The sequence below is a fragment of the Hanstruepera neustonica genome (assembly GCF_002895005.1).
Lineage (GTDB): Bacteria > Bacteroidota > Bacteroidia > Flavobacteriales > Flavobacteriaceae > Hanstruepera > Hanstruepera neustonica.
On record NZ_POWF01000002.1, the window covers coordinates 56,375 to 68,719 of the forward strand.

Genomic DNA, 12,345 nt, shown 5'->3' on the forward strand with positions numbered 1-12,345 from the left:
ATGAACAAAAAACAAATCTATAGTATTGCAGTCGGCAGTTCTCTAGGAACAAGTTTGGGTACTGTTATTGGTGCTGTATCAAATAATGTTGCTATAGGTGTCATTTATGGCTCCATTATAGGAACCATTATCGGTGTCATTTTAGCATTGGTTATTTTTAAAGAAAACACAAATTAGATTATGAAAGAATATAAAGTTGTCAATTGGAAAATGGGATTATCTAACAATAATAAAAAATTAGAAATGACCTTAAACGAACATGCCATTTCTGGTTGGCGTGTTATTCATATAGGTGAACAAACAACACGAATTGTTTTTGAACGTGATAAAAACAGATAGATATGATAAACAATAGACCTCGAATAAAAGTACCGTTGGAGAGTATTGATATTATTCTTGAATTACTTTCAATTGCTTGTCTATTATTGATGTGGATCTATTTATTGGTTGAATATCCAAATTTACCTGACACTATTGCATCTCATTTTAATGCAAAAGGTGAAGCAGATGGTTATAGCAACAAGGTTTATTTATGGTTTATTCCTTTATTATCCACAGCTATGTATATTGGATTGTTTGTGCTAAACAAATATCCACATGCACACAATTATATGATTAACATCACTGAAGAAAACGCCTTTAAAAACTATCGATTCAGTACACGCATCGTACGGATTGTAAATACATTAACAGTTATTATGTTTGCCTACATTATTTATTATATTGTACAAAATGCCCAGGCGCGAGACCTACAGTTTAGCAGTTGGTTTCTGCCCATTGTAATTTCTCTAAGTGTTTTATTACCAATAGGAATTCTTTTGTACAATCGTAAAATAAACAAGTCTTAAAAAAATGTCTAAAAAAAAGGCCTTTGCATTACGTATAAATGAAGATATGCTCAAAGCTATTGAAAAATGGGCTTCTGATGAGTTCAGGAGTACCAATGGACAGATTGAATGGATGCTGATGCAATATTTAAAAGACAATAAAAGAGAACCCAAATCCAAAAAAGACAGCAATGATAAAAGCGACCAATAAGGTCGCTTTTTTTAACCCATTTATTTTGGTATTTTGCAACACTAATTAATCACTTATGCAAGAGGCACCATTATTTACTGACGATACTATTGTTTTTGGACTCCTAATGTTAACTTTAGGATTTATTTTTTATACAGAATCCTTAAAAACAGGCTTTTGGCCTAAATTCTATAAAATTGTACCAGGCCTCTTTATGGCCTATATGTTACCCGCTGTATTAACTACTTTAGGGCTTATTGCTCCCGAATGGGAAACCACTTCGGAATCTGGTGAAGTCTTAAAACACAGCACAAATTTATATTATGTTGCCAGTCGTTATTTGTTACCAGCTGCTCTAGTCTTAATGACCTTAAGTATTGACCTTAAAGCCGTTTTTAATTTAGGTTGGAAAGCTTTGGTTATGTTTCTCACGGGAACATTAGGTATTGTAATTGGTGGTCCTATTGCCATACTTTTAGTTTCTATGTTTTCTCCAGAAACTGTTGGAGGCGTAGGTCCTGATGCGGTATGGCGCGGTTTATCCACACTTGCAGGAAGTTGGATTGGTGGTGGAGCCAACCAAACAGCCATGTTAGAAATTTATGGTTATAATCAATCTGAATATGGTAAAATGGTTTTTGTTGATATTGTTGTTGCTAATATTTGGATGGCCATTATTTTAATAGGCATTGGTCGCTCTAAAATAATTGACAAATGGCTAAAAGCTGACAACTCTGCTATTGAAGCCTTAAAGGATAAAGTAACCACTTTTGCCAAAAGCGTAAAGCGCAATCCCTCATTAACTGACATTATGATTATTGTTGCAATTGCTTTTGGAACGGTAAGCTTTGCTCATATTGGCGCCAATAATTTAGCACCATTCTTTAAAAGTGTAGTGAGAGGTATAGAATCTCCAACATTAAGAAATACATTTACATTTTTAGATTCGCAGTTTTTCTGGATGATAAGTATCGCAACTTTAGTTGCCATATTGCTATCATTCACAAAAGCTAAAAATTATGAAGGTGCTGGTGCCAGTAAATTTGGAAGTGTCTTTATTTACATATTGGTAGCTTCCATAGGTATGAAAATCGATTTGGGTTCTATTTTTGATAATCCAGGACTAATTGCTGTTGGTTTAATTTGGATGAGCATTCATGCTATCCTCTTAATTATTATTGCCAAAATAATTAAAGCTCCTTACTTTTTCCTCGCTGTTGGAAGTCAGGCCAATGTTGGAGGTGCGGCCTCTGCCCCTATTGTTGCTTCAGCATTTCACCCCTCATTAGCTACGGTTGGGGTGTTATTGGCTGTCTTTGGTTATGCTATTGGCACTATTGCTGCCATAGGTTGCACGATTTTAATGGAATTGGCAGCAGTGAGTTAGTTTTTAAAAAATATTTATAGATATTTGCGCTCATAAATTTCAAAAAATTCCATGAAAAAAATATTGCTATTAGCTCTCATCGGTATAGTTGCATCTTGTTCCAAAGAGCAACATGATTTAACGGTAAAAGGAACCGTAAAAGATTTAAAAAAAGGAACCCTGTATTTGCAAAAAATGCAAGATTCCATATTAATCAATGTTGACTCATTAGTCATTAGTGGTCAAGCTGAATTTGAGCTCCACAGTGATTTGGAATCACCCGAAGTCTTTTTTCTGCATTTAAATAAAACGAATGAAGATAGTGACCGTAAAATAGTTTTCTTTGCTGACAAGGGTATTACAGAAATTCACACATCATTAAAGGACTTTGCATTCAATGCTAAAATAAATGGTTCGGAGCAACAGAAAAAATTGGAAGAATACCTTAAAATGATGGAACGCTTCAATGATAAAAATTTAGACTTAATAAAGAATGAGTTTGATGCCAAAGCCGCAAATGATTCCATTTTATTAGAGGAAAACCAAAAAGATTTTGAAAATTTAGTGAAGAGCAAATATTTGTATACTGTGAATTTTGCAGTAACCAATAATGATAGTGAAGTAGCACCTTATTTAGCCTTGACAGAAATTTACGATGCCCAAATAAAATGGTTAGATACTATCAACAACGCTTTAACTCCTAAAATCAAAAACTCGAAATACGGTAAGGAACTTGAATCCTTTATTGCAAAAAGAAAAGCAGAATAAAAAACCTCTCAAAATGAGAGGTTTTTTTTGAGCCGATAGAGGGACTCGAACCCACGACCTGCTGATTACAAATCAGCTGCTCTAGCCAGCTGAGCTATATCGGCAAAATAGTTCGCAAATATAATCTTGTGGAAAACATTTGCAAATATTTTTTTTAGAATTTAGCCTAATTTATTGATTTTTTCGATTAAGGCTCTTCCTTTGTCTTCAAGCTCTTGGTTAATAGCTTTAAAATGAGCCTTTTTATCTTCGACAGCTCTATCGTTCACTTTAGCAATTAATGAATCGAAAGTCTCAATAGCTTCATCAATGATAGCATCACTTTTTTTAGTGTCCTTTTCAGTATTGTTGTATTCCCATACGTAAACTGCCTCAATAATGTCACCTAAAACATAATTAATATCCTTCTTAAGGTCTCTCTTATTTGCCATGATTATATAATTTAATTGTATACAAAATTACACATAAACTTCCAATAGCGTGGCTTTTTCTGAAGTAATTTCAAAGTCTTTTAAGCCAGCTGGAATTAAGATTGTTTGACCTTTTTTTAAGCTTTCTTGATGAGTATCCGTTACAATTTTGGCCTCACCTTCCACGCATACATAAATAATAAAAGAATCAAACGTATTTCGCTTTTTGATATTTTGATTGACTTGTAAATAATTAGTTGTGAAATAAGGGCAGCTAACCATGTTATTTGAAGTGTTCAGTTCTTCATCATAAGACACCCTAAAATTATCAGGCATATTAAAATCAAAAGCATCTATGGCCAAATCATTATGTAATTCACGCTCGTTGCCTTGATCATCCACACGATCCCAATCATATACGCGATAGGTTATATCACTTGTTTGCTGAATTTCAGCGAGCATCACACCAGCTCCAATAGCATGTACACGACCTACTTCAATAAAATAGGTGTCGCCTGATTTTACCTGATCAAAATTTAAAATATCTGTCAATGTTTTTTCTTCAAGATGTTTTAAATATTTATCTGGTGTCATATCTTGATTAAAACCCACAATCAAATTAGAACCCTCATCGGCCTGCATAACATACCACATTTCTGTTTTACCAAATGAATTATGGCGTTTTGCAGCTAATTCATCATTAGGATGCAATTGTATTGATAAGTCTTCACGAGCATCAATAAACTTGATGAGCAATGGGAATTTTTCGCCAAACTGTTTAAAATTTTTAGTCCCGATAAGTTCATCTTTATAGGTCCTCAATAATTGTTTTAAAGACTGCCCCTTGAGAATTCCATTGGAAACTATTGAAGTATCCCCTTCCACATCACTTATTTCCCAGCTTTCACCAACATTCGGTAAATCTGATGGTTTATTTAGCAAGGTTTTTAATTTTTGTCCTCCCCATATTTTATCCTTCAATATAGGTTTGAACATTAATGGATATAATTTGTCTTTCATAACTTAATTCCCGGAATAACTTACAAAATTCCGAGGTGTTTCGTAGAGTGTCACTTCAAGGTCCAAATCGTCAGGAAGTTTGGCTTTCATTTTGTTATAAATGACCACGACAATATTTTCTGCTGTAGGATTTAGATTCTTAAATTCAGGGACTTCAACATTTAAATTCTTATGGTCAAAAGCATCCTCTACCTCACTCTTGATAATATCCTTCAAATCTTTCATATCAATTACATACCCAGTTTCTGAATCAATAGCTCCTGTAACACTAACAATTAATTCATAATTGTGTCCATGAAAATTTGGATTGTTACACTTTCCAAAAACGGCATCATTCTTTTCTTCACTCCAATCTTTTCTATATAAGCGATGGGCTGCATTAAAATGGGCTTTTCTACTAACCGTTACTCTCATAATTTGAAATATTAATGTATTGGTAGAATTTATCGAAAATAATTTTAAACCATGCTGTATATTGTTCAGGAGCATTGTCCATATCTTGCTTTACAGCATCCAATGACATCCATTTCCAATCGGCCACTTCATCAACATTAATCTGGGGTTCATCATTATAATAACCAATCATAACATGATCAAATTCATGTTCAGTCAGTCCATTATCAAAAGGCGCTTTATAGATAAACGAAATAGTTTCCTTTAAATCTGTAACGAAGCCCATCTCCTCCTTTAAACGTCTTTTCCCTGCTTCAATATTACTTTCTCCATCACGTTGATGACTGCAACAAGTATTGGTCCATAAGCCAGGTGAATGATATTTATGCATGGCTCGTTGCTGTAACATGAGCTCATTTTTATCATTAAAAACAAATACCGAAAACGCCCGATGCAACAATGCCTTTTCATGAGCCTCCAATTTAGGCATTAAGCCAATTTGCTCATCATTTTCATTTACGAGAATTACTTGCTCTTCTATCATAACACAAAAATACCATTCCTAGAATTAAATATATGTCAAAGTTTTAATAAAATAAAAAGCTATGAAAACTATGGATTAAATTGTGTTTAATAATACTATCTTTGCAACCCATATTTCAAAGCATATTATGAGTTTTAAAAGTGAAATAGAAAGACGTAGAACCTTCGGAATCATCTCGCATCCGGATGCCGGAAAAACAACCTTAACGGAAAAATTGCTACTCTTTGGCGGCGCTATTCAAGAAGCAGGTGCCGTAAAGAGTAATAAGATAAAAAAAGGGGCTACCAGTGATTTTATGGAGATAGAACGTCAAAGAGGTATCTCGGTAGCGACTTCTGTTTTAGCTTTTGAATACAATGGTATCAAAATCAATATTCTTGATACACCAGGTCACAAAGATTTTGCTGAAGACACTTTTAGAACCCTAACAGCGGTAGATAGTGTCATCGTGGTTATTGATGTGGCTAAAGGGGTCGAGGAGCAAACTGAAAAATTAGTGGAAGTTTGTCGCATGCGAAATATCCCCATGATAGTCTTTATTAACAAGTTGGATCGAGAAGGAAAAGATGCCTTCGACCTATTGGATGAAGTAGAACAGAAATTAGGTTTAAGCGTTGTACCATTAAGCTTTCCAATTGGCATGGGCTATGATTTTAAAGGTATTTACAACTTATGGGAAAAGAACGTCAACCTATTTAGTGGTGATAGCCGAAAAAATATTGAAGAAACCATTGAGATTAATGATTTGGCTTCACCTGAACTTAACAAGTTGGTAGGTGAGAAAGCTGCTGATACCTTACGTGAAGAAATAGAACTGGTAGAAGGTATTTATCCAACTTTTGATAAGGAAGAATATCTGAACGGAAAACAACAACCTGTTTTCTTTGGTTCGGCATTAAATAATTTTGGTGTTCGTGAGCTCTTGGATTGTTTTGTTGAGATTGCTCCAAAACCAAGACCCAAGCAAAGCGAAGAACGTTTGGTAAAACCAGATGAGCAGAACTTTACTGGTTTTGTATTTAAAATTCACGCCAATATGGATCCAAACCATCGTGACAGATTGGCCTTTGTGAAAATAGTTTCAGGGAAATTTGAGCGCAATAAACCCTATTTACACGTAAGACATAACAAAAAGTTGAAGTTTTCCAGTCCAAATGCTTTCTTCGCTGAAAAAAAAGAAATTGTTGATGTCTCTTATCCTGGAGATATTGTGGGATTGCACGATACTGGTAATTTCAAAATAGGTGACACCTTAACCGAAGGTGAAACAATAAATTACAGAGGTATACCAAGTTTCTCACCAGAACATTTTAGATATATCAATAATGCCGATCCTTTGAAATCAAAACAGCTTTATAAAGGCATCGACCAATTAATGGACGAAGGTGTTGCCCAATTATTTACTTTAGAGCTTAACGGCAGGAAGGTAATAGGTACCGTTGGAGCCCTTCAGTATGAAGTTATTCAATATAGACTGGAACATGAATATGGCGCTAAATGTACATATGAAAATCTCAATGTACACAAGGCCTGTTGGGTAGACCCTGAAGATAAAAAGAACGAAGAATTCCAAGAATTTTTAAGAGTCAAACAACGTTTTCTTGCCAAAGACAAGCAAAACCAGTTGGTTTTTCTGGCAGACTCACCCTTTTCATTACAAATGACTCAGCAAAAATATCCAAGTATTAAATTCCATTTAACATCGGAATTCAATTAAAAAGTGTGTCGTTCATCTAATATTTTGGAAAAAATTTGCTTTTAATCGAATTTTTAATACTTTTAATCGATGTTTTAAATATGCTATTTATTTAGATACATACATTTAAACTAGATTATAACCCCAAAAATGATCTACTTATGGAAACTGACGACAATGTTTTCAGTAATAGTGATATTACTGTGACCTACAACCCAAGTGCATGTATAAATGCAGAGCGATGTGCTCGTGAACTTTCAAATGTTTTTAGAAATTCTGTTATTCCTTGGATTGACTTGGATGGTGCATCAACTTCAGAAATTATTAATCAAGTAAAAAAGTGCCCTTCTGGTGCTTTACAATTTTGTCTAAATAAAAAAGAGGCCTGTTAATTTACAGCCCTCTTTTTTATTTTTTATTTCTGATCAAATGATTGATTAAGCTTGACCAGTTGGTCCAAAATTCAACGGAATTGGTGGTTGTTCATAGTCCTTAATCTCTCCGTGGGCATTTTCAAATCGGGTAACATTTTCACCTAATGCCTTTAATAATCGTTTAGCATGTTGTGGCGTTAAAATGATACGAGACTTTACCTTACTTTTTGGTGTTCCAGGCATAATACTTACAAAGTCAACAACAAATTCTGAAACGGAATGATTTATAATCGCTAAATTGGAATATGTTCCTTCAGCTACTTTTTCATCAATTTCAATATTTATTTGCCCTTGTTTTTTTTGATTTTTATTATCACTCATAATATATATTGTAAAAAAAATAGCGTGAATTTCTCCACGCTATTTTATGTTTAGTTATAATTAACTTCTTGTTTAGCTTGCATCATTTCGTCAAACTCTTCTTTGGAACCTACAATAATGTTTTCATAAGCTCTCATACCAGTACCAGCTGGTATTCTGTGACCTACAATAACATTCTCCTTAAGTCCTTCTAAAGTATCCACCTTACCATTTACAGCAGCTTCATTAAGAACTTTTGTTGTTTCTTGGAAAGAAGCAGCAGAAATAAACGACTTCGTTTGAAGTGATGCTCTAGTAATACCTTGAAGTATTGGCGTTGCAGTGGCTGGTTGTGCATCACGTGCTTCAACCAATTTCTTATCTTCACGACGTAGCAATGAGTTTTCATCACGCAATTGTCTTGGGGAAATGATTTGACCTGCTTTGATGTTTTCAGAATCACCAGCATCTTCAACAACTTTCATTCCGAATATTTCATCATTTTCTTCAATGAAATCATCTTTATGCACCAATTGGTTTTCTAGGAATGTGGTATCTCCAGAATCCATGATTCTAACTTTACGCATCATTTGTCTGACGACAACCTCAAAGTGCTTATCATTAATTTTTACACCCTGTAAACGGTATACTTCCTGTACTTCGTTAACCAAATATTGTTGCACTGCCGAAGGACCTTTGATATTTAAAATATCGTTCGGTGTCACAGAACCATCTGATAATGGCATACCAGCTTTCACAAAATCATTTTCTTGTACCAGAATCTGATTTGATAACTTAACTAGGTATTTCTTAACATCTCCTAATTTAGATTCAACAATAATTTCTCGGTTACCTCTCTTAATCTTACCAAATGAAACTACTCCATCAATATCACTAACAACAGCTGGATTAGATGGATTACGTGCTTCAAATAATTCAGTAACACGAGGAAGACCACCCGTGATATCACCTGATTTAGCCGACTTACGAGGAATTTTAACTAAAATTTTACCAACTTTAATTTTCTCCCCATCATCAATCATCAAGTGTGCACCAACTGGCAAGTTGTAAGAACGGATAACGTTTCCTTTAGCATCATCAATATGCAATGTTGGAATCAACTTCTTATTTCTAGATTCAGAAATTACTTTTTCTTGGAATCCAGTTTGTTCGTCGATCTCAACTTGGTAGGTAACACCTTGTTCGATATTTTCATAGCGAACTTTACCAGCAAATTCAGAAATAATAACACCGTTATATGGATCCCATTGACAAACTACCTCACCCTTTTTAAGTTCCTGACCATTTTTCACAAAAATTGTAGAACCATAAGGTATGTTGTTCGTACTTAAGGTAATTCCTGTTTTCTTATCAATTAGTTTTAATTCAGATGTTCTTGAAATAACAATATTAACAGCATTACCTTCAGAATCTTCGCCTTTTACGGTCTTTAATTCATCTATTTCTGCTATGCCATCAAATTTAGCTACTAATTTATTTTCTTCAGAAATGTTACCAGCAATACCACCAACGTGGAATGTACGTAATGTAAGCTGTGTACCAGGCTCACCAATAGATTGAGCAGCAACCACACCAACAGCCTCACCTCTTTGAACCATTTTACCGGTTGCTAGATTACGACCATAACATTTAGCACAGATGCCCTGTTTTGCCTCACATGTTAAGGCAGAACGCACTTCAATAGATTCAATTGGTGAATTTTCAATTCTATTAGCAACTTCTTCATCAATCATTTGATTGCTGGTTACCAATAATTCATCAGTTAAAGGATTGTAAACATCATTTAATGAGATACGTCCAACAATTCTTTCTGCAAGCGTTTCAACTACTTCGTCATTTTTCTTCAATGGAGTTACTTCAACACCTCTTAACGTACCACAATCTTCACTGTTTACAATAACATCTTGAGAAACATCAACCAAACGACGGGTTAGGTAACCTGCATCCGCTGTTTTAAGAGCCGTATCGGCAAGACCTTTACGTGCACCGTGAGTCGAAATAAAATATTCTAAAATTGAAAGACCTTCTTTAAAGTTTGAAAGAATTGGATTTTCAATAATTTCACCACCACCAGCAGTTGATTTTTTAGGTTTTGCCATTAATCCACGCATACCTGTAAGCTGACGAATCTGTTCTTTAGATCCACGAGCTCCAGAATCAAGCATCATATATACCGAGTTAAAACCTTGTTGGTCTTCGCGAATACGCTTCATAGATAACTCGGTTAATTCAGCATTCGTAGATGTCCAAATATCAATTACCTGATTATAACGTTCGTTGTTGGTAATAAGACCCATATTATAGTTGGCAGTAATACCATCAACCAATCCATTGGCCTTCTCAATCATTTCGTGTTTTTCTGGTGGAATAATAATATCTCCCAAACTAAATGACAATCCACCTTGGAAAGCAAAGTTGTAACCCAACGTTTTAATTTCATCTAAAAACAATGCTGTTTCTGGAACGCTAGTAACTTTTAAAATGTCTCCAATAATGTTACGCAAAGACTTTTTAGTCAATACTTCATTAATAAAACCAGCGTTGTGAGGTACTTTCTCATTAAAAAGTACACGCCCGACAGTCGTATTAATAATTTGAAGTTTTAACTTTCCTTCCTCGTTGAAATCCCAAGTTCTTACTTTGATAGCCGCGTTCAAATCAACACGTTTTTCATTGTAAGCAATGACAACCTCTTCGGGAGAATAGAATGTTAAGCCTTCACCTTTAATTTTTACTTCATCAGTAGATTTACGCTCCTTGGTCATATAATATAAACCAAGTACCATATCTTGAGATGGTACTGCTACTGGCGATCCATTAGCAGGATTCAGGATATTGTGAGAAGCTAACATTAATAATTGTGCTTCTAAAATAGCCTCTGGACCAAGAGGTAAATGCACTGCCATTTGGTCACCATCAAAATCGGCATTAAATGCCGTAGTTACCAATGGATGTAACTGGATAGCCTTTCCTTCAATTAATTTTGGTTGGAAGGCTTGAATACCCAATCTATGTAATGTAGGAGCACGGTTTAGTAATACTGGATGTCCTTTAAGAACATTTTCCAGAATATCCCAAACCACAGGCTCTCTTTTATCTATAATTTTCTTTGCAGATTTTACAGTCTTAACAATACCTCTTTCAATTAATTTTCTAATTACAAAAGGCTTGTACAATTCTGCTGCCATGTTTTTTGGCAATCCACATTCGTATAATTTTAATTCAGGTCCAACGACTATTACCGAACGCGCAGAATAATCAACACGTTTTCCAAGTAAGTTTTGACGGAAACGTCCTTGTTTACCTTTAAGCGAATCTGATAATGATTTTAACGGTCTGTTAGAATCCGTTTTAACAGCAGAAGACTTACGCGTATTATCGAACAACGAATCTACTGATTCCTGTAACATACGCTTTTCATTACGTAAAATCACCTCTGGTGCTTTAATCTCAACCAATCTCTTGAGACGGTTGTTACGGATAATGACACGACGATACAGGTCATTCAAATCTGAAGTAGCAAAACGACCACCATCTAATGGTACTAACGGACGTAATTCTGGTGGGATGATTGGAATAACTTTCATAATCATCCACTCTGCACGATTCTCACGATTCTCGTTAGACTCACGTAATGCTTCAACAACCTGTAGACGCTTTAACGCTTCCGTTTTACGTTGCTTAGATGTTTCCGTATTGGCTTTATGACGTAATTCAAATGATAATTCATCTAAATCAATACGCGATAACAACTCAATTAAACACTCTGCTCCCATTTTAGCCAAAAACTTGTTCGGATCAGTATCCTCTAAATATTGGTTTTCTTGTGGAAGAGTCTCTAAAATGTTTAAGTATTCTTCTTCAGTAAGGAAATCCATCTTTTGAACAGGCTCTCCTTCTGCATTTTTGGCAATACCTGGCTGAATTACTACGTAACGTTCGTAGTAAATAATCATATCTAATTTTTTAGATGGTAAACCAAGTAAGTAACCTATTTTATTTGGTAACGAACGGAAGTACCAGATGTGCGCTACAGGAACCACTAAATTAATGTGCCCTACTCTATCACGACGTACTTTCTTTTCCGTTACTTCAACACCACAACGATCACATACAATACCTTTGTATCGTATACGCTTATATTTTCCACAAGCACATTCGTAATCCTTTACAGGACCAAAAATACGCTCACAAAACAAACCATCACGCTCTGGTTTATGAGTTCGATAATTGATAGTTTCTGGCTTTAAAACCTCACCGCGAGATTCTGCTAAAATAGACTCTGGTGAAGCTAGACCAATTGAGATTTTGTTAAATCTCTGTACTGTATTCTTATCTTGTTTTCTTGCCATAATATATGGTTGAAATGAATTTTA

General features: G+C 34.8%; 14 protein-coding genes and 1 tRNA gene. 8 read left to right on the forward strand and 7 right to left on the reverse strand.

Annotated features, from left to right (window positions below; genetic code table 11):
• The 6 genes from C1T31_RS14030 to C1T31_RS04910 are packed head-to-tail and all read left to right on the forward strand — an operon-like array spanning nt 1 to nt 3,151.
• On the forward strand, nt 1-177 hold the full coding sequence (locus C1T31_RS14030; RefSeq protein ID WP_165780071.1) for a hypothetical protein: 177 nt from the start codon (nt 1-3) through the stop codon (nt 175-177).
• Between the two features lie 3 nt (nt 178-180).
• Entirely contained in the window at nt 181-339 is a 159-nt protein-coding gene (locus C1T31_RS04890; RefSeq protein WP_103051374.1) for a DUF4177 domain-containing protein, read from the forward strand.
• Nucleotides 340-341: 2 nt separating this feature from the next.
• Nucleotides 342-848 carry a DUF1648 domain-containing protein gene (locus C1T31_RS04895; protein ID WP_103051375.1) on the forward strand — a complete coding sequence of 169 codons (507 nt, stop codon included), beginning with the start codon at nt 342-344 and terminating at the stop codon, nt 846-848.
• A 4-nt stretch (nt 849-852) separates the two neighbouring features.
• Complete coding sequence (locus C1T31_RS04900) at nt 853-1,038, forward strand: Arc family DNA binding domain-containing protein (RefSeq protein WP_103051376.1); 186 nt, start codon at nt 853-855, stop codon at nt 1,036-1,038.
• 55 nt (nt 1,039-1,093) lie between these two features.
• A complete protein-coding gene (locus tag C1T31_RS04905; protein WP_103051377.1) occupies nt 1,094-2,404 on the forward strand; it encodes a DUF819 family protein in 1,311 nt (436 codons plus the stop codon).
• Between the two features lie 51 nt (nt 2,405-2,455).
• Nucleotides 2,456-3,151, forward strand: a complete 696-nt coding sequence (locus tag C1T31_RS04910; RefSeq protein WP_103051378.1) for a DUF4369 domain-containing protein — start codon at nt 2,456-2,458, stop codon at nt 3,149-3,151.
• A 30-nt stretch (nt 3,152-3,181) separates the two neighbouring features.
• Here the strand turns inward: C1T31_RS04910 and C1T31_RS04915 are convergent.
• From C1T31_RS04915 to idi, 5 genes are all read right to left on the reverse strand, one after another.
• Nucleotides 3,182-3,255 (reverse strand) — tRNA-Thr (locus C1T31_RS04915).
• A 57-nt stretch (nt 3,256-3,312) separates the two neighbouring features.
• Nucleotides 3,313-3,582 (reverse strand): hypothetical protein, encoded by a 270-nt coding sequence (locus C1T31_RS04920; protein WP_103051379.1) that lies wholly within the window; start codon nt 3,580-3,582, stop codon nt 3,313-3,315.
• 27 nt (nt 3,583-3,609) lie between these two features.
• Nucleotides 3,610-4,581 carry a type I phosphomannose isomerase catalytic subunit gene (locus C1T31_RS04925; RefSeq protein WP_103051380.1) on the reverse strand — a complete coding sequence of 324 codons (972 nt, stop codon included), beginning with the start codon at nt 4,579-4,581 and terminating at the stop codon, nt 3,610-3,612.
• 3 nt (nt 4,582-4,584) lie between these two features.
• On the reverse strand, nt 4,585-4,995 hold the full coding sequence (locus C1T31_RS04930) for a 6-pyruvoyl trahydropterin synthase family protein (RefSeq protein WP_103051381.1): 411 nt from the start codon (nt 4,993-4,995) through the stop codon (nt 4,585-4,587).
• A complete protein-coding gene (idi, locus tag C1T31_RS04935; protein ID WP_103051382.1) occupies nt 4,979-5,518 on the reverse strand; it encodes an isopentenyl-diphosphate Delta-isomerase in 540 nt (179 codons plus the stop codon). Before idi ends, C1T31_RS04930 begins: the two co-directional genes overlap by 17 nt.
• A gap of 127 nt (nt 5,519-5,645) precedes the next feature.
• Between idi and C1T31_RS04940 the strand changes: the two genes are divergently transcribed.
• Entirely contained in the window at nt 5,646-7,235 is a 1,590-nt protein-coding gene (locus C1T31_RS04940) for a peptide chain release factor 3 (RefSeq protein ID WP_103051383.1), read from the forward strand.
• Between the two features lie 140 nt (nt 7,236-7,375).
• Nucleotides 7,376-7,606, forward strand: a complete 231-nt coding sequence (locus tag C1T31_RS04945) for a (4Fe-4S)-binding protein (RefSeq protein WP_103051384.1) — start codon at nt 7,376-7,378, stop codon at nt 7,604-7,606.
• A gap of 45 nt (nt 7,607-7,651) precedes the next feature.
• Here the strand turns inward: C1T31_RS04945 and C1T31_RS04950 are convergent, their stop codons facing one another.
• Together C1T31_RS04950 and rpoC are read right to left on the reverse strand one after the other, a co-directional pair.
• Nucleotides 7,652-7,969, reverse strand: coding sequence for a DUF3467 domain-containing protein (locus C1T31_RS04950; protein WP_103051385.1), 318 nt, complete (start codon nt 7,967-7,969; stop codon nt 7,652-7,654).
• A 50-nt stretch (nt 7,970-8,019) separates the two neighbouring features.
• Nucleotides 8,020-12,321, reverse strand: coding sequence for a DNA-directed RNA polymerase subunit beta' (gene rpoC / locus C1T31_RS04955; RefSeq protein WP_103051386.1), 4,302 nt, complete (start codon nt 12,319-12,321; stop codon nt 8,020-8,022).
• Nucleotides 12,322-12,345: the final 24 nt, after the last annotated feature.